Origin of the sequence: Vibrio sp. 1167 (assembly GCF_033340375.1) — a bacterium.
GTDB classification, from domain to species: domain Bacteria; phylum Pseudomonadota; class Gammaproteobacteria; order Enterobacterales; family Vibrionaceae; genus Vibrio; species Vibrio alginolyticus.
The window spans coordinates 25473-51644 of sequence record NZ_JAWOWK010000020.1 but is presented as its reverse complement, the minus strand read 5'-3'; the positions used below and the strand labels follow the sequence as shown (position 1 = coordinate 51644).

Sequence of the window (26172 nt, the reverse complement as noted above, 5' to 3'; positions counted from 1 at the left end):
TTTGAATTGACTGTGCTGAATCCGAAGATTCAATGGTCACTTCGTTTCATTGAAACCTAATTTGATACCGAAGTATCGAATTGGATTATCATCAACGAGTGCCCACACAGATTGATAGGTCTATATTGTTAAAGAGCAACTCTTCTTTGTGATTGACATCACTTCGGAAGAGGCGGCCATTCTAGCGAGATAATTTATTGTGTCAAACACTTTCTTCAAATTATTTCGTTTTTCTTTTCAGCCTTATCAACTTCGCTTAAACCCTTGTGAGGCCTTGCCCTGTCGACGAGGAGGCATTATAGAGATCGCGCTCACATTGGCAAGTGTTATTTTTCAAAAATTGCGAAAATAATGGTTAAACGATGAGTTTTCGATCAAACCTTTATTTATTCAACTTTACCCCAAACTCTCACACAACTTATCCACAGAGTTGTTCTTTGAGGCGTGTTTTTCAAGTACCATAAATAAAGAAAGCTGCTTTATTGCAGCTATCTTTATTAAACTTAACCTAAACTCTATTTAAAGAGCATTATGGCTATATGCCAGACCCATCTTGTTCAGAGCCATCATCTTCGTGTAGGCCACATTCTCGCTTTAAGCCAAAGAATCGAGTTTCTTCCTCTGACATTCCCGGCTCCCATTTACGAGTGGTATGTGTATCACCAACTGAAAGGTAACCTTCATCCCACAATGGATGGTATTTAAGGCCGTGTTGTTCTAAGTAGTAATGAACGTCTTTATTAGTCCAATCAATTACTGGTAGAAATTTAAACACACCGTTCTGAATTGATAGAATCGGTAAACCTGCACGAGATTTACTTTGCTCTCGACGCAGTCCAGAGAACCACGTTCCTACATTAAGCTCTTTTAACGCTCGACGCATCGGCTCAACTTTATTGAGCTTGTTGTATTTTTCAATTCCCTCTACGCCCTGCTCCCATAATTTTCCATATCGAGCTTCTTGCCAATTCGCACTTTCTTTGGCTCGATAAACTTTTAAATTTAGGTTGAGAGCATCTGTCAGCTCATCGATAAATCGGTACGTCTCAGCAAACAGGTAACCAGTATCGGTTAGAATGACGGGGATGTCCGCTTTGGCGCGAGTAACTAAATGAAGCATAACCGCGGCTTGAATACCAAAACTAGAAGAAACCGCGAACTCGCCTTCTAGATTATCTAAAGCCCACGCTACTCTCTCTTGTGCTGAAAGCTTTTCGAGCTCGACATTAATTTGAGCAAGACGGAGGATTTGCTCCGTCTTTGTTAATGTCAGTAACTCTGTGAGCTCCAGCTTGGATGCTACAGAATCAAGCATGAAAGTCCCTCTTTGATACGAGCACTTCTTGGATAATGCCAGCACGAATAGTGAAATCGCCAAAGGCTTCGCCTTCTTCACGCTCTTTCGACCATCGAGCCACCAGCAGATCAATCTCTTCTAAGATTTGCTTATCCGTGATGTTCTCTTTATACATTTTAGGTACTCGAGTACCAGCACGGTTACCACCTAGGTGCAAGTTGTAACGACCCGGCGCTTTGCCAACTAGACCAATTTCAGCCAACATTGCGCGACCACAACCATTTGGACACCCAGTTACACGCAAAATGATGTTGTCATTTTCTGGTAGGTTGTGCTTCTCCAGAATTCCCTCCACATCAGTAACAAACTGAGGAAGGAAACGTTCAGCTTCTGCCATCGCTAGCGGACAAGTTGGAAAAGCAACACACGCCATTGAGTTCTTACGCTGTTCACTTACGCCGTCGTCCATTAAGCCATGTTCACGAGCGATCTTTTCAATTTTCGCTTTTTCGTTTTTAGGTACACCCGCAACAATTAGGTTTTGGTTCGCTGTCATGCGGAAATCGCCTTTGTGGATTTTGGCAATTTCAGCAACACCCGTCTTAAGTGGTTTACCTGGAAAGTCTAATAAGCGACCGTTTTCGATGAAAAGCGCTAAATGATATTTACCATCAATTCCTTCTACCCAGCCAATACGGTCACCACGTTCTGTGAATTCATATGGACGGCTTTGCTCAAACTTAACACCAGCACGTTTCTCGACTTCCGCTTTAAACACATCGCTACCTACACGATCTAACGTGTACTTCGTTTTCGCATTTTTGCGGTTTGAACGGTTACCCCAATCACGCTGAGTTGTTACTACAGCTGCGGCAACATCAAGTGTCTTGTCCAGCGGAATAAAGCCAAAGTCGTCAGCGCGGCGCGGATAAGTTGATGTATCGCCATGCGTCATCGCTAAGCCGCCGCCGACCAGGACGTTAAAACCAACCAGCTTGCCGTTATCTGCAATCGCTACGAAGTTGAGATCGTTAGCGTGTACATCTACGTCATTTTGCGGTGGGATAACCACTGTGGTTTTAAACTTACGTGGTAAGTAGTTCTTGCCTAGAATCGGTTCGTCTTCTTCCGTGCTTTCTACTTTTTCACCGTCTAGCCAAATCTCTGCATAAGCGCGTGTTTTCGGAAGCAGGTGTTCACTGATTCTCTTCGCCCATTCGTAAGCTTCTTGGTGTAACTCTGACTCCACTGGATTAGTGGTACACAACACGTTACGGTTTACATCACCCGCGGTTGCAATCGAATCAATACCAATACTGTTGAGCGTTTGATGCATCAACTTAATATTCGGTTTTAATACCCCATGAAACTGGAAGGTTTGGCGAGTCGTCAGACGAATACTTCCATATAAAGAGTGCTCCGTTGCGAACTTATCGATCGCTAACCATTGCGTTGGCGTGATGATGCCTCCAGGCATACGAGCACGAAGCATCACATTATGTAATGGTTCCAGTTTTTGCTTTGTGCGTTCATTACGGATATCACGATCGTCTTGTTGATACATACCGTGGAAACGAATTAACTGGAAGTTGTCGGCAGTAAAGCCACCAGTAATACGGTCTTGTAAATCTTGCTCAATGGTGCCACGTAATAAGTTGCTTTCTCGCTTCAGGCGCTCGTTATCAGATAGCGACCCTAACTCTTCACCTAATACAACCTGCTTATTATTGTCCGTAGAAAAAGTCATTAGTACACATCCCTCTGATAACGTTTCGCTTTACGTAGGTCATTAATAAATTGTTCTGCATCATCACGCGGCATCTTGCCTTCTTGTTCAGCAACGATAACCAATGCGTCGTGCACATCTTTTGCCATACGCGTTGCATCACCGCAGACATAGATATAAGCGCCTTCTTGGATCCACTGCCACACTTGAGCTGCGTTTTCTAAGATGCGATGTTGTACGTAAACCTTTTCTACTTGGTCACGACTAAAGGCAACATCCAATCGGCTTAGTACTCCTGACTTGAGATACTTTTGCCATTCCACTTGGTATAAGAAGTCTTGAGTGAACGTGCGATCACCAAAGAACAACCAGTTTTTGCCTTCAGCATCACGGTTTTCACGTTCCTGAATAAAGCTTCGGAATGGTGCGATCCCTGTGCCAGGACCAACCATGATAATTGGAGTGCTATCATCTTCCGGCAGTTTAAAGTTGTTGTTATGCTCAACAAATACTTTAACTTCATCTCCCTCTTCGAGACGCTGTGCTAAGAAACTAGACGCTCCACCATATCGTTTTTCGTCGTTTTGTTCGTACTCAACCAAAGCAACCGTTAGGTGTACTTCTTCATCGACCTCTTCTTGGCTTGATGCAATAGAGTAAAGGCGTGGAGTAAGACGACGAAGCAAACCAATCAACTCATCTGCGGTTAACTTGGTTTTCTTTTCTGCCAGTACATCAACGATTTGAGTATTTGCAGAGTACTCGCGAAGCTTATCTTTATCTTCAACTAACTTTTGTAGCTTCTTGCTACCGGATAACTCGGCAAACTTTGTGATGAGCTGTGGGTTAGATGTTGTGATTTCATATTTACTCACAAGAGCACTGTGGATTGACAAGCTTTCACCATCAACGTCAACAGTCTCAACCCCAGACAAACCGACCTTACCAAGAATGGCATTTGCAAGTTCCGAGCTATTTTCAAACCACACACCTAGTGCATCACCAGGCTGATACGTTAAGCCCGAGCCTTCTAAGTCGATTTCTATATGACGAACGTCTTTTCCAGAGTCACGGCCCGTGATTTTTTGACTGGTCAGTAACGTCGCAGTGTACGGATTCTGTTTATTGTAAGGAGAGTGCGCAGTCGCAGCTTGCCCCACAGGAAGTTGAACCACATCCGCTTCAGAGCCAGAAGACAGTGTATCTTTTACCTTGTCTAACGCATTCTTACGCCATTCAGTTGCAGGAGCCTCATAATCCACATCGCAATCAAGACGCTCGATAAATGGAGTCGCGCCTAGCTTTGATAGGTAAGTGTCGAAGTCTTTACCGGTCTGACAGAAGAATTCGTAGCTAGAATCTCCCAATGCAATAACACCATATTGCAGGTTTGGCAGCTTAGGGGCCTTCTTCGATTGCAAAAACTCATGTAGCTCAATGGCATTGTCTGGCGCTTCGCCTTCGCCGTTAGTCGATGCCACAATAATGACATGCGTTTCTTTGGCTAAGTTTTTACCTTTGTAATCGCTTGCATCAAAAAGTTCGACTGCAATTCCTTCTGCTTTTGCTTCCTGCTCCAGAGCTTCAGCAACACCTTTAGCATTGCCCGTTTGGGAAGCAAAAATAATACTCAACTTACCTGCTGGCTTCGCTGATACGGCTGCCGTTGCTTGTGCAATTGGCGTTACCGCTGTGTTTGGTTGATTTTGAGCTAATCCCCAAAAATACCCACTGACCCAAGCAAGTTGCTGTGAAGACAACTCAGAGACAGTTTGTTGGAGTGAGCTAATTTGTTGGTCATTCAGAGGGCTTGCGATTGGAGGATTTCCTCCTTGCCCATTATTATCTTCAGACACATTCTTGTGAGAATACTCATTCTTTTGAAAAGACATTATCACGACATCCCTATTCATTGCGTGACGATAGAGTACCCACTCTCCTTAATAACAAGAAAGAATAGAAGTGAATGTTTTATAACTTTTTGGAAGTAAGAACGGCTTACTTTTTGCTCATCGATCTTCAATGCGGACTTGTTGAAAGCCTACTGCCATTGCCGATTTTGACGCAGTATCCAAATCTTCATAAAGACATTCTTCGCCGTGACTGTCCGTTAGAAAAACAAAACCACCGCGCGCATGTCTGAACTCTACAACCCAACCACCCTCTTGGATTGCAGGCTCAATAATCGCTTCGATAAGCTGATTTTCACGGAATAGATGTCTTAGTTCATTTATTGTCATCGCTATCCCTGCTTTAACTTTCACATTGCTCCTAGGTAAGCATGGTCTAAGTCAGCCAAATAGGGAGAAATTTCGATTAGATATAATGAAGTGATATAAAAAAACGCCGCTTATAAAGCGACGTTTTAAGTAAATCGAATATCTAACATGGCTGAATTTAGAACGCGTATTCCGCACTCACAAAGAAGCCGTTAGCAAAAATAAACTCTTTCCCTAGATCCGACATGAATTTATCGGACTCTAAATCAATCACACGGTAACCTCCACGAAAAGCCAGTCGAGCTTTTTCGAGCGGTACATTGTATTGAACACCTGCCATGAAATCGGTGCTTTTGATACCTTTGTTGTCACCAAAGTTTATCTCACCAATCACATCAAAGTTTGTATCCGGAACTTGAATTTCTGCGTAACCATACCAAGCCCAAATCAGCTCATCAAATTCTTCTACACGCCTGCTTGAGCCAGCATCAATGTATTTAGTGTCACTTAAATTACTGAACGTGAGACCCGCATCAAAGTGCAATAAATCATGCTCTAGAACGTGGTAATACAAGGTTAAATCGAGCTTATCGAACCCCATGTAATCCGCATCAACACTTGAGTAACGAAGGCGCGCATTAGGGACATATTTAACATCATGTTCAATCGCCGCGTAAAAAGTGCCTGCGGTACTGCTATCTCGTCTCACTTCATTAACTTTAGTGTCGGCAGCCCATACCTCTGCGCCGACTTTTGTCGATACAGAGTACTCTGCAAAAACAGGAAAAGATACTGCCAACGATAATGCCGTTAAAGCGATGTTCGCTTTATTTGTCATGTAGTATTTACTCCGAGATAGCTGATATTCACGTAGAGGACGTGAGAGGAAATATACCATATTCTCACGCCTCTCCATCAACTAAATGATGTTACTCATTATTTATAGCGGGGCTGAGCGACGTAATTCTTGAAGAACCAAATACCCAATGCAATCACGATTAACCATGGTAATAGTTTAAGTACCGCTCCAACCATTCCCAGTAAAAACATCACAACTAACGCAATACCAGTTGCTGCGAATACGGTCATCATTGTGATACCCGTAACCAACAAGGCCGCCGCGAAGACTAAAATAAAGATTAGCTCCAACATAATCACTTCTCCATTTGTTTTCAATAAACAGAGCAGTTTCCATACCAACTTACAGAAACGAAGTTAAGATTATGATTTTTAATAAGAAAAACAAAGCCAGAGGCATTTCTGCACTCTGGCTTTATCATTCTTTAGTTGGTAATTTTAGCCATTCACTGGCGAATTTTACACATTCAATTCTTTTGGAATCTTAGCTAGCGCGTCTTGCAATACTTCTAGACCAGAACCTGGTTTGTGCGCATTTTCACTGATATGACGACGCCATTGACGAGCACCGGGCATGCTTTGGAACAAACCTAACATGTGGCGGGTAATATGACCAAGGTACGCACCTTTCGCTAATTGCGCTTCAATGTATGGATACATCTCTTCAACAATTTCGCTGCGTTTCTTCACTGGAGCATTAGAGCCAAACAACTCTTGATCTACCGATGCCAGTAAATATGGGCTTTGGTATGCTTCACGACCAATCATCACACCGTCAAGATGCTGAAGATGTGCTTTTGCTTCTTCTAATGATTTCACGCCACCGTTAATCGCAATCGTTAGGTGTGAGAAGTCTTGCTTCAATTGGTAAGCGCGTGGGTAATCCAATGGTGGGATCTCACGGTTTTCTTTTGGGCTTAGACCACTTAACCATGCTTTACGTGCGTGGATAGTGAACTGCTCACAGCCACCCTTTTCTGAAACAATAGAAACGAAATCCGTTAGGAATTCGTAAGAGTCTTGATCATCAATACCAATGCGAGTCTTGACTGTTACAGGGATATCGACCACGTCTTTCATTGCTGCGACACAATCCGCAACTAACTGCGGTTCAGCCATTAGGCAAGCACCGAAGCGACCATTTTGTACGCGGTCAGATGGACACCCCACATTTAGGTTAATCTCATCGTAGCCACGCTCTTGCGCTAGCTTGGCACACGTAGCCAAATCTGCTGGGTTTGAACCACCAAGTTGAAGGGCTAACGGATGCTCTTCTTCGTTATAAGCCAGGAAATCTCCTTTTCCATGAATGATCGCACCTGTCGTCACCATTTCAGTGTACAGCAGGGTTTCTTTGGTCATTAAGCGATGGAAGTAGCGACAATGACGATCAGTCCAATCTAACATTGGTGCTACGGAGAGCCTGCAAGAATGAGTCATGATATAAACACCCGTTTTTATGTTGCCAAGGTCGAGCGCAGCAGTACGCTCAAAAAATAAGTCGGGTATTGTATACCCAAGCACCTCTGGGTGCTAGTTTCAGCGAGAATGATTTGGTTGGCTGACTAGCCAAGTGCTTAGGAATACGCAGAAGTAATACGAATCTGTCATTCGTTGATTCATTCTGTGATGATTATTCCGCCTTCACACCACCACCGACTTGCTTTAATTCATGATTTTCGTTCTGATAGTGGGTAAAATGAAGCATTTCTAAACGAACTTCGTATAGAAATGATTTATCATAGAGCACGTCCGATAGTTATGGTGAAAGGTTTGAACCCAACAATCATTGAACAAATTGAAAGTATCTGCGCAGAGCGTGGAGTACGACTGACTCCGCAACGCCGACGCGTATTTGAACTCATTTGTTCTAATCGCCGCGCCTCAAGTGCGTATGAGCTATTGGAGCAACTAAAAGAGAGTGAGCCTCAGGCTAAGCCGCCCACTGTTTATCGAGCATTAGATTTTCTCCTAGAGCAAGGCTTCATCCACCGAGTGGAATCGACAAATAGCTTTATTACTTGTTGTTCTTTCAATACTCAGCAGCACTTTTTCCAATTACTAATTTGCGATAAATGTGGTGATGTCGTTGAACTCGAAGATGAGACGCTGATATCCTTGTTAGCCGAAAACGCCGAGAAGCATGGATTCAAACTGACCAACCAAGTTATTGAAACTCATGGTGAATGCCAGGCCTGTTCCTCCGAGACGAAAGAAAAAGTATAGAAGAACGTTATGCGCGCTGAATTTGTAAACCCGTTTTTAGCTTCTTTAATGAACGTGCTAAAAACTATGGCTTCTCTTGAGCTGAAGCCACAAAAACCGCGAATCAAAAAAGATGAGATCGCACGAGGTGACGTTTCTGGTCTGATTGGTATGGTAGGCCCACAAACTCGTGGTTCAATGTCGATCACCTTTGATGAAGCACTCGCCCTAGAAATCATGCAGAACATGCTTGGTGAACGTCCAAATGGGCTCAATGAAGAAGTGACCGATATGGTGGGTGAGATCACCAACATGGTTACTGGTGGTGCGAAACGCATTCTGGCAGAAAGTGGTTTTGACTTTGATATGGCAACACCGGTTGTGGTTTCGGGCCGAGGTCATACGATTCGCCACAAGTGTGAAGGCTCAATTATTATCATGCCTTTCTCTTCCCAATGGGGAAATGCCTTTATCGAAATTTGCTTCGAATAAAAGAGAAAAATAGGTTGGCACTGGCCAACCTATTTTGTTTTTGCCTCAGGCAATAAAAAGGTCAGCATTTGCTGACCTTTTCTTTATCTATTCAAACATTAAGCTTTGAACGCTTTAAATGCGTTGATTAGACCGTTTGTTGAGCTGTCATGCGAGCTGATTTGAGACTCATCTGCAAGCTCAGGTAGGATTTGGTTAGCCAGTTGTTTACCTAGCTCCACGCCCCACTGGTCAAAGCTGAAGATATTCCAGATAACACCTTGTACGAAAATTTTGTGTTCGTACATTGCGATCAAGTTACCTAGCGTACGAGGCGTGATTTGCTTCACTAGAATAGAGTTTGTTGGACGGTTACCTTCAAACACTTTGAATGGCGCAATCGCTGCCACTTCTTCAGCATTCTTACCAACTTTCACCAACTCTTCTTTCACGGTTTCTTCATTTTTACCAAACGCTAGAGCTTCAGTTTGCGCGAAGAAGTTAGACATCAGTTTTTGGTGATGATCGCTAGCTGGGTTGTGGCTAATTGCAGGTGCAATGAAGTCACATGGGATAAGCTTAGTACCTTGGTGAATTAGCTGGTAGAACGCGTGCTGACCGTTGGTACCTGGTTCACCCCAAATGATTGGGCCAGTTTGGTAAGTTACAGCATTGCCGTCACGGTCAACGTATTTACCGTTTGATTCCATGTTGCCTTGCTGGAAGTATGCTGCAAAACGGTGCATGTATTGATCGTAAGGTAGGATAGCTTCTGACTCCGCACCGTGGAAGTTGTTGTACCAAATACCAATCAAAGCAAGAATCACTGGAATATTGCTTTCTAGATCTGTTGATACGAAGTGCTTGTCCATCTCGTGAGCACCATCAAGCAACTCAACAAAGTTGTCGAAACCTACTGCTAGTGCAATTGATAGACCGATCGCAGACCATAGTGAGTAACGGCCACCAACCCAGTCCCAGAATTCAAACATGTTCGCTGTATCGATACCAAATTCAGACACGGCTGTCGCGTTTGTTGAAAGCGCAGCAAAGTGCTTAGCCACATGAGCCTGATCACCCGCCGATTCTAGGAACCAATCACGAGCAGTGTGCGCGTTAGTCATGGTTTCTTGTGTTGTAAACGTCTTAGACGCGATCAAGAATAACGTCGTTTCTGGGTTAACTTTCTTCAACGTTTCAACGATGTGTGTACCATCAACGTTAGATACGAAGTGAAGGTTTAGATGATTTTTGTATGGCGCTAGAGCTTCCGTCACCATGTAAGGGCCAAGGTCAGAACCGCCGATACCGATGTTCACAATATCGGTAATTGCTTTGCCTGTGTAACCTTTCCATTCACCGCCGATAACGCGCTCAGTGAATGATTTCATTTTTTCTAGAACCGCGTTCACTGCTGGCATTACGTCTTCGCCATCTACCATAACTGGAGTATTAGCGCGGTTACGTAGTGCAGTGTGAAGAACAGCGCGACCTTCTGTTTGGTTGATCGCTTCACCACTGAACATCGCTTCAATTGCAGATTTCAGCTCGGTCTCTTTCGCAAGAGCAAACAGGTGCTTCAGAGTTTCCTCATTGATGAGGTTCTTTGAGTAATCGACTAGGATGTCTGAGCCGAAACGTGCAGAGTATTTGTCGAAACGCGCTGCGTCTTGAGCAAACAGCTCTTTAAGATCCATATCTTGTGCAGATTCGAAATGCGCCGTTAGCGCTTTCCAAGCTTGTGTTTGCGTTGGATTGATATTTTTCAACATGGTCTTTATCCCGATGTTACAGTAGGTTCCATTCCTTACAGTCTAGCGAAAACTGTGGAATCCCCGATTTAGCAAATAGAATATAAATTAGATGTTTGGGCAAATTGCCACAAAACAAGTCTTTGTAATTTTTTTTCAGGCGCCAATTATGACCGAGAGCTTTTACACTCACATTGAGTTAGGTCACGTTCCCTGCCCTGAAATTGAACATTCATTTACGATGACAAGAATCATATCATTTACTAATGACAGGCTCTAATTGGAATAGGATAGACGCCAATTTATAAATTTCCAAAGGAACACGTATGTGGGCACAAAAAACACTGCAATTAAAAGCGAGAAGCCGCGGTTTTCACCTGATAACTGATGAAATTGAACAACAATTACCACAAATAAACGAACTTTCAGTAGGTTTATTACACTTATTTATTCAGCACACCTCCGCCAGTTTGACCTTAAATGAGAATGCTGATCCAACCGTGCGTATGGACATGGAAGCGCACTTCAATAAGTTTGTGCCAGAGCGTGCTCCTTATTATCAGCACACCTATGAAGGTGACGACGACATGCCGGCACATATTAAAGCATCACTGCTTGGCAGTAGTGTGACGGTACCAATCCAAAATGGTCGATTAGCTTTAGGAACATGGCAAGGTATTTACTTGGGTGAGCATCGAGACTTTGGTGGCGGCCGCCGCGTTATTGCTACGATTAACGGTGAGTAGATAAAACAAAGGCTAACCTTGGGTTAGCCTTTCGTTGTTTATTTGGAGTATTCCATCTCGACGCGAGGCGTTAGCTTAGTCACGAGTTCATACGCAATCGTACCAATGTGACCCGCCACTTCTTCTACTGGGAGCTCTTTCCCCCAAAGAATCGCTTCGTCGCTGACTTTATCCGTTGCGTCTGGTCCCAAATCGACCGTCAGCATATCCATGGAAACTCGACCTGCAATAGGTACTTTACGGCCATTAACCCACACCGGCGTACCGTTTGGAGCACTTCTTGGGTAACCGTCGCCATACCCTACAGCGATGACCCCAACTTTTGTATCTCGCTCACTGGTCCAAATACCACCATAGCCAACACTTTCGCCCTTCTTCACTTCACGTACCGCAATAAGGTGGGATTTAAGTGTCATGACAGGCTGATACCCAAGATCTTGCGCCGTTTTGTCATCGAATGGCGACACACCATACATGATAATACCCGGACGAACCCAATCTAAATGGCTTTGAGGCCATGCCAATAACCCCGCAGATGCCGCCAGTGAACGTTCCCCTTGGCAACCAGAAGTCAACGATTTAAACAGCTCAATCTGTTGTGGGGTAATATCGCTATCCAGCTCATCTGCACAGCCAAAGTGGCTCATGTAACGCAACGGTTTCGCTACATTTGGACACTCCTTCAGCCGCGTTACAAAGTCGTCATATTGTTCAGGACGAACCCCAAGGCGGTGCATGCCACTGTCAATCTTCAGCCACACGACAACCGGAGTTTCAAGGTCTGCTTGCTCCAAGGCGATAAGCTGCTCTTCACAGTGCACCACGGTTTGGATGTTGTTCGTCACAAGAACAGGTAAATCACCAGGAGAGTAAAAACCTTCTAGCAATAGAATCGGCTTTACTACTCCACAAGCGCGCAGTTGCAATGCTTCTTCAATGCGAGCCACGCCAAACGCATCCGCATGGTTAGCATGTTTTGCGACATGACGTAATCCGTGACCATAACCATTGGCCTTGACGACAGCCATCACTTTACTTTGTGGCGCTTGAGCTTTTACGCGCTGTAAGTTGTGCTGCAACGCAGACAAATCAATGCACGCCTTGGCCGCTTTCATATAGCTCATGGAATTACTCATCATCAATATCGAATGCAGGACCCGCGTAGTTGTCGAAACGCGAATGTTGACCTTGGAAAGTGAGGCGAACAGAGCCGATAGGACCGTTACGCTGTTTACCAATAATGATTTCGGCCGTACCTTTGTACGGACTATCTGGGTGATAAACCTCATCACGGTAGATGAACATGATCAAGTCGGCATCCTGCTCGATGGAACCGGATTCACGCAAGTCCGAGTTTACTGGTCGTTTATCCGCACGTTGCTCTAGGGAACGGTTTAGCTGCGACAGTGCCACAACAGGCACATTTAGCTCTTTTGCCAGCGCCTTAAGAGAGCGAGAGATCTCAGCAATCTCAAGAGTACGGTTATCGGTTAACGAAGGCACGCGCATCAACTGAAGGTAGTCGACCATGATCATCGATAGACCGCCATGTTCACGAGCGATACGGCGAGCGCGCGAACGCACTTCGGTCGGAGTTAGACCAGAGCTATCATCAATGTACATATTTTTCTTCTGCATCAGGATACCCATAGTAGAAGAAATACGCGCCCAATCTTCGTCATCTAGCTGACCCGTACGGATCTTGGTTTGGTCTACACGAGACAAAGAGGCCAACATACGCATCATCAACTGTTCAGCTGGCATCTCTAACGAGAAAATAAGTACGGGCTTTTCTTGTTGCATGGCCGCATTTTCACACAAGTTCATCGCAAAGGTCGTTTTACCCATCGATGGACGCGCTGCGACAATCACCAAATCAGAGCCTTGCAAACCTGCGGTTTTCTTATTGAGATCTGTGAAACCGGTATCGACCCCCGTAACACCATCTTGTGGCGTTTTATACAACAACTCGATACGTTCTAACGTCTTTTCGAGGATGTTGTCGACGTTTTGTGGTCCTTCGTTTTCACTAGTTCGAGACTCGGCGATAGCAAAAACTTTACTCTCCGCCATGTCTATTAAATCTTCAGAACTGCGACCTTGAGGGTCATAGCCCGCGTCCGCAATTTCATTCGCGACACCAATAAGGCCACGAACAATCGCACGCTCAGCGACAATATCAGCATACGCATTGATGTTAGCTGCACTTGGCGTATTCTTCGCCAAGTCAGCGAGGTAAGCAAAACCGCCTACATCTTCTAACAACTCGTGACGCTCTAGATACTCCGATAAAGTAATAAGATCGAGAGGTTTACCCGCTTCAAGAATGGTTTTTACACCTTCAAAAATCAGGCGGTGTGGACGACTATAGAAATCACTGCTCACAACACGTTCGGCAACGGTGTCCCAACGTTCATTATCCAGTAAAAGACCACCAATTACTGATTGCTCGGCTTCTAGTGAGTGAGGTGGCACTTTGATTGCGTCGACCTGACTGTCTGAAGGTTTGCGATTTCTGTTTTCCGCCATGACTTTGCTCGATAACTACTATTGACCCACGATTATAACCTTAACCTAACTGAGATGCTTCCCCGAAGCGACAATTACTTGTTAAGAAATCATCATGTGAACCACCCAGGTAATAGCCTGGTTCTTCCGCCTAGCTCTAATAAAAATTAACCTACCATTGACCCAACCAAATATCTGTATCAGTATCATGCCCCTCCTTTTTGATTACGTTCGAGGTTGATGTGTCCCGATACTGGTTACTTAGCTTTAGCCTACTGTGCGCTAGTGCATCGTATGCTGACGAATCAGTACAGCCAGAGCAAAATATTGATGTACCCGACCCACTAAAAACCGAGGTGGAGTTCGGCTATCAAGCTCACACAGGTAACACGGACTCTCGTTCCCTGAATGCTCGTTTGAGTGCTGAATATACGTCAGGTCGACACCGTTCTAATGGTGAATGGAAGTACTACAACTTGTACAAAGACGGTGAAGAAGACAAACGCTCATCCACCTACTCCCTACAGAGTGACTACAAGTTAGGCCCTAAGACATATTTGTATGGCAGCTTTAAAGGGGTGGATTCTCGCTACAGTGCTTATTTTAAAGACTATACGTTGTCAGGTGGTTTGGGTTACCAGTTCTCCTACACTGAGAACTTCATTTTAGAGGTAGAGGTAGGCCCTGGTTTTCGCTATCAAGAGCCAAACTTAGACGAAATAGATGATGACGATATTGTCTTTCCCGATATCGTTAGAGAAGGCATTTTTCGAGGAAATATCAACACAACTTGGCATGCGTTGGATAATTTAAGTTTCGCAGCTGATATTACGTTGGTAACAGGTAGAAGTAACACACGTACTGATAGTGAACTCAGTGTAACCAATGATATTACTGAAGATATTGCACTGAAACTGGCGCACTCTCGTCAGTATCACGATAAAGTGCCTGAAGGCTTAAGCAAAGCAGACAGCGTATTTTCCGTTAATTTACTTTTCGCTTTTTAACCCTTTTTCTCTCAGTTTTAGAAATAAAAAAAGCACCTCCAAGGAGGTGCTTTTTAGTATTTCGTCTTGATACTGAATTACTCAGCAGCAACAACTTGTAGGTTCACAGTTGCGAAAACTTCAGAGTGAAGTTGAACGCTGATCTCGAACTCACCAGTTGTACGTAGAGCACCTTCAGGAAGGCGAACTTCGCTCTTAGCAACTTCAACGCCTGCAGCTGTGATAGCATCAGCGATGTCACGAGTACCAATAGAACCGAATAGTTTGCCTTCGTCACCAGCTTTAGAAGCGATAACTACAGCTTCTAGAGCGTTAACTTTCTCTGCGCGAGCTTCTGCAGCAGCTAGTTGCTCAGCAACTTTAGCTTCTAGTTCAGCACGACGAGCTTCAAACATTTCAACGTTAGCTTTAGTTGCCATAACTGCTTTACCTTGTGGGATAAGGAAGTTACGAGCGTAGCCAGATTTAACGTTTGCAGTATCGCCAAGACCACCTAGGTTACCAATTTTATCAAGTAGAATAACTTGCATTGCTTAATCCTCTTTCTTAATAAAATGAACCGATTACTGATGCTTGTCAGTGTACGGTAGTAGAGCTAGGTAGCGTGAACGCTTGATAGCACGTGCTAGTTGACGCTGGTACTTAGCGCTTGTACCAGTGATACGGCTAGGTACGATTTTACCAGCTTCAGTGATGTAGTTTTTAAGAGTTGCTACGTCTTTGTAATCAATCTCTTGTACGCCTTCTGCAGTGAAACGGCAGAATTTACGACGACGGAAGAAACGAGCCATGGGCTATCTCCTGATCTTAAATTTGAGTAATGTTGTCGGCGTGTAACACTAATTTTCCCACGCCATTTCGGCCGGTTTGATAAGTGACAAAACCACTTACCTTAATGTTACTGCCTTGAACTAAATTCTGAGTTAGTGCTTGTGACCCAAGCCCGCTGACGACTACCGGCATACGACAATAAACTTGTCGAGGTAAGTCAGCTTCGATAATAGTAGAGCGATGCTCCAGCCAAAACCGACAGTGTTCAATGCCACCAGGGCTTTTACTACGAATGGGCGGTTTGGCAATGGTGCCGCTCAGCTCCATTCGATTGGCCATAAGAAAACTTACTCAGCAGCTTCTGACTTAGCTTCAGGCTTAGCTTCAGAACGCTCTTCACGACGTGGAGCACGCTCTTCTTTTTGCTTAAGCATGATAGATTGCTCAGTGATCGCTGCTTTAGTACGCATGATCATGTTACGTAGAACTGCATCGTTGAAACGGAAAGCAGTTTCTAGCTCATCAATTACAGCTTGGTCAGCTTCAACATTCATAAGAACGTAGTGAGCTTTGTGAAGCTTGTTGATTGGGTAAGCCAGTTGACGACGGCCCCAGTCTTCTAGACGGTGGATTTTACCGCCAGCTTCAGTGATTGAACCAGTGTAACGCTCGATCATGCCAGCAACTTGCTCGCTTTGATCTGGGTGCACCATGAATACGATTTCGTAATGACGCATTGGTTGCTCCTTACGGATTATTCAGCTTCCACAAATGGCTCAGTCGTCCAGAGGAAGCAAGGAACTAAAGATAATTGACTGAGTTTAAGGAGCACGAATAGTACAGAAAGGGCGTAAAATAGGCAAGTGATTATTTGCTCATCGCAGCGGATATTTAATTTCTTCTAATACTAGAAAACACAAAGGCTGCCAACAACATGGCAGCCTTTAAAATCAGTGTGTTATTGCGCTGGCTTATCGGTGCTTATTTAACTTCAGCCAGTTCAGCGCGCATTTGATCGATCACTTGTTTGTAATCTGGCTCACCGAAAATCGCCGAGCCTGCGACAAACATGTCTGCGCCCGCTTCTGCAATTTCACGAATGTTGTCAACCTTTACACCGCCATCGATTTCTAAGCGGATATCACGACCAGACTCGTCAATCATCTTACGAACGGCACGCAGTTTATCTAGTGTATGAGGAATGAATGATTGACCACCAAAACCAGGGTTTACCGACATCAGTAGAATCATGTCGACTTTATCCATAATAAACTCAAGACTTGCAAGTGGCGTTGCTGGGTTTAGTACCACACCAGCCTGACAGCCGTGCTCTTTAATTAACTGCAGTGTACGGTCTACATGATCAGAAGCTTCTACATGGAACGTAATCATCGACGCACCCGCTTTTGCGAAATCAGGAATAATACGGTCAACGGGTTTCACCATTAGGTGAACATCGATTGGCGCCGTGATGCCATAATCGCGTAGTGCTTTACACACAGGCGCACCAAAAGTCAGGTTTGGTACATAGTGGTTATCCATAACGTCGAAATGCACCACATCCGCACCCGCTGCGAGTACTTTTTCTACATCTTCACCGAGACGAGCAAAATCTGCCGATAAAATGGATGGAGCAATAAGAAAATCTTTCATACCTGACCTCAGTAGTAATGAGCAAACAATCTGCGCGCAATTCTACCGAAGCCAGTGGGGAGATCCACTATTTAGATATAATAGTGTGAGAATTAAGAGTTTGATTTATCCATGTCTGGGGCATGAAAAAGCGCAAGTAGCTCATCAACTTTATTACGACCGTTACCATTACGGCTAATGGTACGCTTTACTTTAACCACATTAAGATCCGCACCGTGATACAACCGACGTGTCAAGGTAGTGTCGTGGTTAGAAATCAACACAGGAATGCCACGTTCAGTCGCTGTTCTTTCAGCAATGTCGGCTAATGCAGCTTGGTCGTCCAACGTGAAACCATTACCTGCGTATGAGGTAAAATTTGCCGTATTTGAAAGCGGCGCATAAGGTGGATCGCAATACACGACGCTCCCTTTGCGCGCACGACGAAATGTTTCAGGATAACCTTCACAAACGAACGTAGCTTTTTTGGCTTTTTCTGCAAAAAACTCCAATTCCGCCTCAGGGAAATACGGCTTTTTGTAAGAGCCAAACGGTACATTGAAGCCACCTTTTTTGTTGTAACGGCATAGGCCATTAAAACCAAAGCGGTTCATGTACAAAAACGCTAAAGAACGGTACATCACGTCATCGGTTTTATTAAACTCAGCGCGAATGTGTAGGTAGGCTTCTTTGCGGTTGTTCTCAGCGACAAACCAACGCTTCGCTTCAGAGATATACTCTTCAGGGCGTTCTTTCAGCAGGTTGTACAGATTGATCAAATCTGGATTGATATCTGCAAGTAGATAATGGTCATAATCGGTATTCAGAAACACTGAGCCCGCACCAACAAAAGGTTCAACTAGCTTTCGAGCCGGCGGCAAATGACGTTGGATGTCTTCAACCAGTCCGTATTTTCCTCCTGCCCATTTAAGAAAGGCTCGTTGCTTTTTCATCTACTGCTCTATCTATCGACCAAAAATTAAGGCTGCGGAATGTAACATATTTTTCAGGGAAGCTCAGGTTTATTTCACTCGTTCAATTTCACGGTGAACCTGACGGAGTGATTTTGCCCAAGGACTCACCGACTTAACCGAATCTGGCAAGCTTGCGACGGCATCACGAGCCATTTGAATTGTCGGATAATCTTGATATGTGATGATATACCACTCGGTGTCATTACGAACGGTAGGATAAATTCGCACTTGATTATTCAGTTGATGCTCATTGAGAAAGGATTGTACATCTTCCATTGAGGTCATAGCTGCGAGTTGTAAAGTATAAGCTCTTGGCGATAGCGCTTTTAGCTCTTCACGAGCAAATGAAAACTTCACAACAGGTTGGTTTGCCTCACCCTCTTCTGACTGAGCAGGTGCTTGCGTCATATCTTGATTCGGTTTTACGACTTTAATCAAAGGAGAGCTAGTTTCATCGGCGGTTTCTGTCTTCTCAGTACCTACGACATCATCAATCGCTTTTGTGTCTGCTGAATCAGCTTTACCTTCAAGCAATGCATCGACCACATTCGACTCAATCACCACTCTTTGTTGATTGTCATCACTGCCTACGCTCGCTACTTCTTCTGTCACAGCTGGCGGTAATGAATCAGAATCATCAACCGCACCAGACTTATCAAGACTGCTAGAGCCATCGGTTACAGGTTGCAGTGAAGACTGCGCTGCACTGACTCCTGACTCTTCAAAAGTTGGAATAGCCGTTTGCTCTAAACTGCCAGCAATTTGCTGCGCTTTATCATCAGGACTTGGTTGACTAAGCATCCACCAATAGCCACCAGCAGCAAGCAACAGTAAGACTAATACCACCAACGCAATATTCAGGGGTGAACCGACAATCGAGCGGATAATGATCCTTTTTTCCACTTTCATCTCTCCTAACGCCATGATGTCACCCGGTACTGGGTCGACTTTTTTAAATGCATCTCGAACCCGTTTCTCAGACTCATCATCGACGTAGCGCGCAACAAGTGACTCAAAGAAACGACGAGCTTCCACTTCGGACAACATATCAATATCAAGCTCAACAGGCTTTATCTCTTGTCCATAACTGAGACGTGCTAGCAAACCGTCTAAACGTCCAGACTGTGTAAACAGTAAGACATTGATGGTCCAATTTGGCTTATGGTGCGCCTCTAAGACCAGCATCCAAAGCTCAGAGATAAGTGTCTCACTCAATAAATGCGCATCATCGACAACAATTGCAATGTCACACGCCTCATCACCTAAAAGCCTTTCAAGGCTATCAAGTAAAGGCTCTTGCTGATTAAACAATGCGTCTGAAACCAGTTGACTCAAAATAAGGACGCGATGCTGCACATCGTCTTGATTAGAATGACAAAGTAACAAACATTGATTCTTGTTACTGGCACCCACTTCAAGGTATCGCTGCGCTAACCAAGATTTCCCGTACCCATCATGACCATTAATCGCAATGAGATTGGAACCAAAGTTAGTCAGTAGACCTAATCTATCAAGCAACTCGATTTGAGAATCTAATTCCAGTACGTGAGCAACACTCATCTAATAACCTTAATACACTACAAGAATGACGCCCAAAGGCGCCATTACAAGGTTAAATATCGCGACCGAAGTCTATTGCCTGCTTGAGTACGTCTTGCGTCGTATCAGCAATTACCTCGGCAGTGCCAATGCCTGTAGGCAAAACCAATCGTAATTGACCAGAGAGGACTTTCTTATCTCGCATCATGTGCTTGATGAAGTCATCGAAATTCATACTGTCTGGAGTATGCACAGGCAGTTTTGCACGACGCAAAATCGCAACAATACGCTCAAATTGCTCTTCCGAGATCAGACCGCGTAGATGCGACGTTTTGGCCGCCATAACAGTGCCGGAAGATACCGCTTCACCATGCAGCCAATTGCCATAGCCAAGTTCCGCTTCAATCGCATGACCAAAGGTGTGACCTAAGTTAAGCAAAGCACGGATGCCCGATTCTTTCTCATCCTGAGCCACCACTTCCGCTTTTATTTCACAGCAACGTGCGATCGCATAAGTTAGTGCTTCTTCATCCAACGCATACAAGCGCTCAAGATTGTCTTCTAACCATACAAAAAAATCTGTATCGTAAATAATGCCGTACTTAATGACTTCGGCGATACCCGCAGCGAACTCACGTTCAGGCAACGTCGACAGGCAGTTGGTATCAATGATCACGGCTTTAGGTTGGTAAAACGCACCTATCATGTTCTTACCCAACGGATGGTTAACCGCGGTTTTTCCACCAACCGAAGAGTCCACTTGGGATAGTAATGTGGTCGGTATTTGAATAAAGTCGACCCCACGCTGGTAACAGGCAGACGCAAAACCCACAAGGTCGCCAATAACACCACCACCTAACGCGATGATCACAACATCACGAGCATAACTCCCTTCCAGTAAGAAGTTCATTACTTGATTAAATACATCCAAGTTTTTGTACTGTTCACCGTCAGGCAATTCTAACAAGGATGCACTACAGCCGAGCTGCTCGAGTTGCTTTAAAATTTTGTCTGCATACAAAGGCGCCACTGTGACATTACTGATCACAACAACTTTTTGTTTTGCATTTTTGTTTGAGAGAACTTGAGAGAGGTACGCCGGGTCCTCAAATAACCCGGCGCCAATAGAGATTGGGTAGCTACGCTCAGCTAGGTTGACCGTAATCCGTTCCATCGGTTTGCTCCAATTAAAAAAAAGATAAAGACTTATCTCTCTTCTAGCATTTTTACGATCTGGTTGGCTACCACTTTTGCACTTTGATCGTCAGTGCGAACAGTGTAATCCGCTACTTCTTCATATAAAGGATTACGTTCTTCAGCTAATTGCTCCAGTACTTCGCGAGGGTTATCCGTTTGAAGTAAAGGACGCTTCTTGTCGCGGTTTGTACGCGCAAGTTGCTTTTCAATCGTCGTTTCTAAGTAAACAACAACACCACGTGCCGAAAGACGATTGCGGTTTTCTTTGCTCTTAACAGAGCCACCGCCAGTCGCAAGCACGATGCCTTGCTCTTGTGTTAGGTCTTCAAGTACCGCTTCTTCACGCTTGCGGAAGCCTTCTTCACCTTCTACATCAAAAACCCAAGAGATGTCTGCACCAGTGCGTTCTTCGATCACTGTATCGGAGTCAACAAACTCCATATGCAGTTGCTGTGCTAGATGTCTACCAATTGTACTTTTGCCGGCGCCCATTGGGCCAACAAGGAAAATATTACGTTTCTCAGCCATGTTTAGCAGTAATTTACAACATTGATTCAATAAGATCGCCACAAGAAAACACAGCTAAACTGCTGTTCTACAAGGCTTGTGGCACCAGTTCCTCACAGATAATTCGTGATAAGACCCGAAATTATCCAAGCATGGTGCCACTATTGCAACTTTATTTTTGATTTAATCAGTTTTTCCCGAGACAGAACTACTGAATCACCACCTTAGGCGTGACGAAAATTAACAGCTCACTTTTGCCAACATTCTCATAGCTTCGACGAAAAAGCGCACCTAATAGCGGCAGATCGCCCAACAAAGGCACTTTGTCCACCGAGTTAGTAATGCTGTGCTGAAAAATACCACCAAGAACGACCGTTTCACCGTTATTCACTAACACTTGCGTCCCGATACGTTGAGTATCAATCGCAACAGCTTCACCAGTGCCTGTCTTCACGACTTGTCCAGGTCTATCTTGCGTGACACTTAAATCCAACACTAAGCGGTTATCCGGTGTGATTTGCGGGGTCACCTTCAAACTTAATACCGCCTTTTTGAACGTCACCGTCGTTGCACCACTTGATGATGACTCTAGGTAAGGAATCTCTGTACCTTGTTCGATATAGGCTGGTTTCTTATTGGTAGTGATCAAACGTGGGCTCGAGATAATCTCAGCTTTAGACTCTTGTTGCAGCGCAGAAAGTTCCAAATCAAGTAGTGTGTCTGATCCTAACTTCGCAACTTGGAAAGCAAGACTGGTCGCATTCGGGCTGGTTGCAGCTAAGTTTACATTAAGGAAGTCATCGATCCCCACTCCATCAGCGTCACCACCGTCGTCGTCCCCTTCTCCATTATAAAGACCGATCGTGGCGAGGTTGTTCTCAATAGAACCGCCCACTGTATTACTGCCATTAATAGATGTAAAACCCCAACGAATCCCTAACTCGTCCATGTTACCTTCATTGATGGTCACAATACGCGCCTCAATTTGAACCTGTTTAACTGGAATATCCAAAGACTCAATAATTTCTCGAATCACCTCGATGTTTTCAGGTAACTCTCTAATCAATAACGAGTTAGTTCGCTCATCAATGGTCATACTGCCGCGCTCTGACAGCATGCTGATATTTCCTTCACCATTGATCATCTCCGCAATGTCTGATGCTTTAGCAAAATTAACTTTGATGATTTCAGATGAAAGCTCTCCCATTTCTTCCGTCAGTTTTTGTTTTTCTAACTGCTGCTTCTCACGCAAGTCCAGCTCATCAGTCGGAGCAACTAAAATCACGTTGCCATCAACACGCTTATCTAACCCCTTAACTTGCAAAATAATATCCAGCACTTGCTGCCAAGGGACACCATCAAGACGAAGCGTGAGGTTGCCTTCTACAGAGTCGGAGACAACCAAATTGAATTGGTTGTAATCAGCAATAAGCTGCAAGACGTTTCGCACAGGAATATCTTGGAAGTTAATCGAAATAAGCTTACCTTCTCTTTCTAAAATGCTTTTATCTGGGGCTTTCTCATTGGGTTTGATCTTCGCTACTTTGATTTCCAAAAAACGCCCCGTTAAACGGTAATCATGCATGTATTCTTCATTGATGTGCGCAACCAAGCGCGTCGTCGAGGTGTCGCGAAACACTTCTACGCTCTCAACCACAGTCGAAAAGTCTTTCACGTCTAGGAGATACAATTGCTCGTCTTTTACTGAAGTGTTAAGCAAATCGATACTTAACCCTTCCTGTACACGCTTGATATCTACAATCGCGGCCGGTGACGCCAATTCGACGACAATCACGGCGTCTTTATCTTTATTAGTTCGAAAGTCGATACTTTTTAGGGCATTGGACGAAACTTCTTCAGCTGCCGCTAAAGGGGCTAAAAATACAAACAACCATAAGGAGAAGAGCCCAGTAAGTATCCTTGGTGTACGTGTTAATCCTTGTCTCATTTTCATTACTCAATATCAAAAATAAATGGGGCTATCTCAAAGCCAACTTAACTTTACGTTTTTGCCAACATCCTAAGCCGTCGGGCAACGTTTCATTAATCAACAAGTAGGAGTGGCTGACATGGGTCACTTTGCCATTATTGCGTCCGAGGTATTGACCCGGCTTAACTTTATAGACGGTGCCATTGGGAGCCTGAACAAGGCCAGAAACCGTGTTATCCATGCCCATGACACCTTTCAAACGTAATTGGCTTAATGGGAATTTTTCTAATTTACCAGTTCGCCTTCTTGAGGGCGGTTGCCAACAATCTTTTCTTGCAACTGGCTGAGTCGCGATAGTGGCTTCTTTGGGTAATTCAAAGGGTGCACGCTGTACTTCCGGTGCGTACGTGACTGCAACATATTTGTCTGCGGGCTTAAGCTTCTCGACCTCTCGACGCGCCTGTGTTTCCACTCCTCGAATAAAATCCGTCAATGATTCATCATTCGCCTGGCAACCCATCAATAGAGAACCCATCAGTACCAGCAACAAAGACTTACTTGTCATTTTTCGTCTCCTCCGGCTTAAACTGATAGGTGTTAGCGCGCACCCGAAAGTGCAGGGTTTCACTCTCTTGGCTGACACGTTGCCAAGTCACATCTTTAAACGTGATGATTCGAGGTAGCGTCGCTATCGCCTGAGAAAAATGGCCGATGTCATGAAAGTCGCCCGTTAACTCTATGTTTAAAGGAAGACGATAAAGGAAGTGCTCTGATTGTTTTTCGCCCCAGTCGATTCGGGTGAAAGTCAGCTTATTGTCGATGCCAAGCTCATTCACTGAAGCGAGCATTGTAGCCAGCTCTTTTTGCGCAGGCAGTTGTTGCAGTAATAACTCGTAACGAGTGGTAAGTTCATCCAATTGAGATTGAAGCTGAGGCAACGCTGCCACTTTGTTCGCTTTGATCTTCAATGCCACCTTGAGTGTCTGCTCCTGCTGGATCAAGTGATTCAACTGTTCTTCTTTCGGTTTAAGGTAAAACCAATAACCTAAGCCTTGAATCGCCATGATCAGAAGCGCGATTACTACAATCTGGGGCAACAATGGCCACTCGGCCATTTCATCTATTTCGAGATCCTGCCAATCAACCACGTTGAGCCTCCAATTTCTTCTCCGTTACTTTGAACATGAAAGACACTTTGAATGTTTGAAACTCTTTCCCAAAACGGGCTTTGCCGTGAACGATGGAATGCATTTCTACGTCGTTCAACTTGGCCGAGCGCTCCATGTTGTCCAGCATCGTGGCAAGTTTTGGAGTGCTATCTGAGATCCCAGAGATCTCAATTTCCAGATCATTCATTTTGATCTTGTCGACATATACACCTTCAGGGATAACGGCAGGCATTAAGTTCATGAACTCGGTCGTTTTGTTTCGTCCGTTTTGTAAACCTTCAACGACCTTTAGACGTTCGAGGATTTTGCTGTGCTCTTGCTCTGCAATTTTCATTGCTTCAATACGCTGGTCGAGTTCGGCAATGTAGTGAGTGAGGTAATCGAGCCGCTCCTGTTGTTGATCTTGTTGGTACTCAAAAAACTTTCCAATACCCCACTGGATGCCAACAGCGACCAACATGCCTAATGCGACCAAACTGATGAAACGACGTCGGTGCTCTTCTCTTTGCTTCTCTCGCCAAGAAAGTAAATTAATGCGATAAAGCACGGGCGCCTCCTAGCCAATGAATGCCACGAACGGCCAGTCCGGCTGCTGTTGAGAAATGCTGCCAATCCACAGCACGACGCTTACGCTTAGACACCTTCATCTCAAATAGCCCTAGCGGATTTAGCAATTCACACTCTAACGACAATTGTTGAGACAACTCCTCTGCGAGCATGGGAGTGGAGGCCCCTTCCCCTGATAACCAGATACCCTTGATGTTTTGTGAGCCATTGATTGAGGTATAGAGCTGCATCTGGCGCTTTACTCGCTCTACGATTTGACGGTTAAACAGCTCTGTTTTCTCCTGAGCATCATCGGACAGAAAATCGACTGGAGAAGCGCTGTTTGCTCCGCGTGTGCCGTAAGCAAACTCTTTGTGAAACAGTTCACCTTGTTCGGTAAACATGGTGAAGGAGCTCGATAAGGTGCCAATATCGAGTAAGCAGTATTTGTTTTTGTCAGGAAAGCGATCGGCGGTGAGCTTCCAGATATGACCAAGGCTTTGCGAATGCACGTCCACTAAAACAGGTTTTAGTCCGGACTTTTGTAATGCATCGACTCGGCCTTCTACCACATCTTTTCTTGTCGCAAACACTTGATAGCTATCACTGCCACTCTGCCCGCCCTCAGCGCGAAGACGAACGAAGTCTAAACTCAGCTCTTCGACAGGGAATGGCGATTGATGAGAAAAGGCTTGTATCACTGCAAACTCAACTTCACTCTCTTCAAGATTTTGTTCTATTTGCAGTTTCTTGCTAATTACCGAGTTATCAGGAACTGAAATCGCAACTTTTTTAGCGCCAAAAGGCAGTTCTTTTTTTATCTGCTTGAGGGTCTTTACAATTTCTTGATGATTTATGGTGTTATTTTCAGCGACAATACCTTCCTTTAGTAATATTTCTTTGTAACCCAACAGAGCGTAATTGTTGCCTGTGGGTTTAAGTACTACGGCTTTGAGGCTGTTATGGCCTATATCGATGCCGGTAACGATTAGCTTATCCATCTCTTACTCTCGCTCCGAAATTTCTTCGTGCAAAGGTTGTTATTAGCATCCAAATAAGAGTTAATATCTCTTATGTGCTAAATTTTTGACCTAAGAGTACAAGGGTTTGCCGTTACAC

The 26172-nt window shown here is 44.5% G+C and carries 28 protein-coding genes; 4 read left to right on the top strand and 24 right to left on the bottom strand.

Annotated features, from left to right (window positions below):
• Nucleotides 1–535: 535 nt before the first annotated feature.
• The 7 genes from R7Z78_RS22985 to dusA form a co-directional block, all read right to left on the bottom strand.
• Complete coding sequence (locus R7Z78_RS22985) at nucleotides 536–1315, bottom strand: phosphoadenylyl-sulfate reductase (protein ID WP_005382748.1); 780 nt, start codon at nucleotides 1313–1315, stop codon at nucleotides 536–538.
• Complete coding sequence (gene cysI, locus R7Z78_RS22980; protein ID WP_104979772.1) at nucleotides 1308–3044, bottom strand: assimilatory sulfite reductase (NADPH) hemoprotein subunit; 1737 nt, start codon at nucleotides 3042–3044, stop codon at nucleotides 1308–1310. The genes R7Z78_RS22985 and cysI overlap by 8 nt, the downstream gene beginning before the upstream one ends.
• The gene (locus R7Z78_RS22975; protein WP_005381262.1) at nucleotides 3044–4915 is read right to left on the bottom strand and encodes an assimilatory sulfite reductase (NADPH) flavoprotein subunit; all 1872 of its coding nucleotides are present in this window, start codon (nucleotides 4913–4915) and stop codon (nucleotides 3044–3046) included. Before R7Z78_RS22975 ends, cysI begins: the two co-directional genes overlap by 1 nt.
• 117 nt (nucleotides 4916–5032) lie before the next feature.
• Nucleotides 5033–5263 carry a hypothetical protein gene (locus tag R7Z78_RS22970; RefSeq protein ID WP_005381264.1) on the bottom strand — a complete coding sequence of 77 codons (231 nt, stop codon included), beginning with the start codon at nucleotides 5261–5263 and terminating at the stop codon, nucleotides 5033–5035.
• A gap of 157 nt (nucleotides 5264–5420) precedes the next feature.
• Entirely contained in the window at nucleotides 5421–6080 is a 660-nt protein-coding gene (locus R7Z78_RS22965) for a TIGR04219 family outer membrane beta-barrel protein (RefSeq protein WP_005381265.1), read from the bottom strand.
• A gap of 98 nt (nucleotides 6081–6178) precedes the next feature.
• Complete coding sequence (gene pspG, locus R7Z78_RS22960; RefSeq protein ID WP_104975644.1) at nucleotides 6179–6394, bottom strand: envelope stress response protein PspG; 216 nt, start codon at nucleotides 6392–6394, stop codon at nucleotides 6179–6181.
• 165 nt (nucleotides 6395–6559) lie between these two features.
• Complete coding sequence (dusA, locus tag R7Z78_RS22955; RefSeq protein ID WP_017821727.1) at nucleotides 6560–7540, bottom strand: tRNA dihydrouridine(20/20a) synthase DusA; 981 nt, start codon at nucleotides 7538–7540, stop codon at nucleotides 6560–6562.
• 321 nt (nucleotides 7541–7861) lie between these two features.
• Between dusA and zur the strand changes: the two genes are divergently transcribed.
• Both zur and R7Z78_RS22945 read left to right on the top strand, forming a co-directional pair.
• Nucleotides 7862–8326 carry a zinc uptake transcriptional repressor Zur gene (zur, locus tag R7Z78_RS22950; protein ID WP_005381268.1) on the top strand — a complete coding sequence of 155 codons (465 nt, stop codon included), beginning with the start codon at nucleotides 7862–7864 and terminating at the stop codon, nucleotides 8324–8326.
• 9 nt (nucleotides 8327–8335) lie between these two features.
• The gene (locus R7Z78_RS22945) at nucleotides 8336–8797 is read left to right on the top strand and encodes a chemotaxis protein CheX (RefSeq protein ID WP_005381269.1); all 462 of its coding nucleotides are present in this window, start codon (nucleotides 8336–8338) and stop codon (nucleotides 8795–8797) included.
• Between the two features lie 98 nt (nucleotides 8798–8895).
• Here the strand turns inward: R7Z78_RS22945 and pgi are convergent, their stop codons facing one another.
• Entirely contained in the window at nucleotides 8896–10548 is a 1653-nt protein-coding gene (gene pgi / locus R7Z78_RS22940; protein WP_005381270.1) for a glucose-6-phosphate isomerase, read from the bottom strand.
• Nucleotides 10549–10853: 305 nt separating this feature from the next.
• On the opposite strand from pgi, the gene R7Z78_RS22935 reads away from it, so the two are divergent.
• The gene (locus tag R7Z78_RS22935; RefSeq protein ID WP_005381271.1) at nucleotides 10854–11273 is read left to right on the top strand and encodes a secondary thiamine-phosphate synthase enzyme YjbQ; all 420 of its coding nucleotides are present in this window, start codon (nucleotides 10854–10856) and stop codon (nucleotides 11271–11273) included.
• Nucleotides 11274–11311: 38 nt separating this feature from the next.
• Here the strand turns inward: R7Z78_RS22935 and alr are convergent, their stop codons facing one another.
• Nucleotides 11312–12388: an alanine racemase gene (alr, locus tag R7Z78_RS22930; RefSeq protein WP_005381272.1), complete on the bottom strand. Its 1077-nt coding sequence runs from the start codon at nucleotides 12386–12388 to the stop codon at nucleotides 11312–11314.
• 13 nt (nucleotides 12389–12401) lie between these two features.
• Nucleotides 12402–13802: a replicative DNA helicase gene (locus R7Z78_RS22925; RefSeq protein WP_005382759.1), complete on the bottom strand. Its 1401-nt coding sequence runs from the start codon at nucleotides 13800–13802 to the stop codon at nucleotides 12402–12404.
• Between the two features lie 221 nt (nucleotides 13803–14023).
• Between R7Z78_RS22925 and R7Z78_RS22920 the strand changes: the two genes are divergently transcribed.
• On the top strand, nucleotides 14024–14788 hold the full coding sequence (locus tag R7Z78_RS22920; RefSeq protein ID WP_005381276.1) for a DUF481 domain-containing protein: 765 nt from the start codon (nucleotides 14024–14026) through the stop codon (nucleotides 14786–14788).
• Between the two features lie 77 nt (nucleotides 14789–14865).
• Here R7Z78_RS22920 and rplI read toward each other — a convergent pair whose 3' ends face one another.
• From rplI to pilM, 14 genes are all read right to left on the bottom strand, one after another.
• Nucleotides 14866–15318, bottom strand: coding sequence for a 50S ribosomal protein L9 (gene rplI, locus R7Z78_RS22915; protein WP_005381278.1), 453 nt, complete (start codon nucleotides 15316–15318; stop codon nucleotides 14866–14868).
• 33 nt (nucleotides 15319–15351) lie between these two features.
• Nucleotides 15352–15579, bottom strand: a complete 228-nt coding sequence (gene rpsR, locus R7Z78_RS22910) for a 30S ribosomal protein S18 (RefSeq protein WP_000090472.1) — start codon at nucleotides 15577–15579, stop codon at nucleotides 15352–15354.
• A 16-nt stretch (nucleotides 15580–15595) separates the two neighbouring features.
• Nucleotides 15596–15898: a primosomal replication protein N gene (priB, locus tag R7Z78_RS22905; protein ID WP_005381298.1), complete on the bottom strand. Its 303-nt coding sequence runs from the start codon at nucleotides 15896–15898 to the stop codon at nucleotides 15596–15598.
• 8 nt (nucleotides 15899–15906) lie between these two features.
• Nucleotides 15907–16296 carry a 30S ribosomal protein S6 gene (gene rpsF / locus R7Z78_RS22900; RefSeq protein WP_005381299.1) on the bottom strand — a complete coding sequence of 130 codons (390 nt, stop codon included), beginning with the start codon at nucleotides 16294–16296 and terminating at the stop codon, nucleotides 15907–15909.
• A gap of 244 nt (nucleotides 16297–16540) precedes the next feature.
• Nucleotides 16541–17212: a ribulose-phosphate 3-epimerase gene (rpe, locus tag R7Z78_RS22895; protein WP_005381300.1), complete on the bottom strand. Its 672-nt coding sequence runs from the start codon at nucleotides 17210–17212 to the stop codon at nucleotides 16541–16543.
• Between the two features lie 92 nt (nucleotides 17213–17304).
• A complete protein-coding gene (locus R7Z78_RS22890; RefSeq protein ID WP_005381301.1) occupies nucleotides 17305–18144 on the bottom strand; it encodes a Dam family site-specific DNA-(adenine-N6)-methyltransferase in 840 nt (279 codons plus the stop codon).
• A 69-nt stretch (nucleotides 18145–18213) separates the two neighbouring features.
• The gene (locus R7Z78_RS22885; RefSeq protein ID WP_033907307.1) at nucleotides 18214–19725 is read right to left on the bottom strand and encodes an SPOR domain-containing protein; all 1512 of its coding nucleotides are present in this window, start codon (nucleotides 19723–19725) and stop codon (nucleotides 18214–18216) included.
• Nucleotides 19726–19777: 52 nt separating this feature from the next.
• On the bottom strand, nucleotides 19778–20878 hold the full coding sequence (aroB, locus tag R7Z78_RS22880) for a 3-dehydroquinate synthase (protein WP_104975646.1): 1101 nt from the start codon (nucleotides 20876–20878) through the stop codon (nucleotides 19778–19780).
• A 32-nt stretch (nucleotides 20879–20910) separates the two neighbouring features.
• Nucleotides 20911–21429, bottom strand: coding sequence for a shikimate kinase AroK (gene aroK / locus R7Z78_RS22875; RefSeq protein WP_005381319.1), 519 nt, complete (start codon nucleotides 21427–21429; stop codon nucleotides 20911–20913).
• Between the two features lie 187 nt (nucleotides 21430–21616).
• Nucleotides 21617–23362, bottom strand: coding sequence for a type IV pilus secretin PilQ (locus R7Z78_RS22870; RefSeq protein WP_165439071.1), 1746 nt, complete (start codon nucleotides 23360–23362; stop codon nucleotides 21617–21619).
• A gap of 25 nt (nucleotides 23363–23387) precedes the next feature.
• On the bottom strand, nucleotides 23388–23903 hold the full coding sequence (locus R7Z78_RS22865) for a pilus assembly protein PilP (protein WP_005382766.1): 516 nt from the start codon (nucleotides 23901–23903) through the stop codon (nucleotides 23388–23390).
• Complete coding sequence (locus tag R7Z78_RS22860) at nucleotides 23893–24486, bottom strand: type 4a pilus biogenesis protein PilO (protein WP_033907305.1); 594 nt, start codon at nucleotides 24484–24486, stop codon at nucleotides 23893–23895. Before R7Z78_RS22860 ends, R7Z78_RS22865 begins: the two co-directional genes overlap by 11 nt.
• Complete coding sequence (locus tag R7Z78_RS22855; protein ID WP_104975648.1) at nucleotides 24479–25054, bottom strand: PilN domain-containing protein; 576 nt, start codon at nucleotides 25052–25054, stop codon at nucleotides 24479–24481. The genes R7Z78_RS22860 and R7Z78_RS22855 overlap by 8 nt, the downstream gene beginning before the upstream one ends.
• Complete coding sequence (gene pilM / locus R7Z78_RS22850) at nucleotides 25038–26054, bottom strand: type IV pilus biogenesis protein PilM (RefSeq protein WP_005381324.1); 1017 nt, start codon at nucleotides 26052–26054, stop codon at nucleotides 25038–25040. Before pilM ends, R7Z78_RS22855 begins: the two co-directional genes overlap by 17 nt.
• Between the last annotated feature and the right edge of the window lie 118 nt (nucleotides 26055–26172).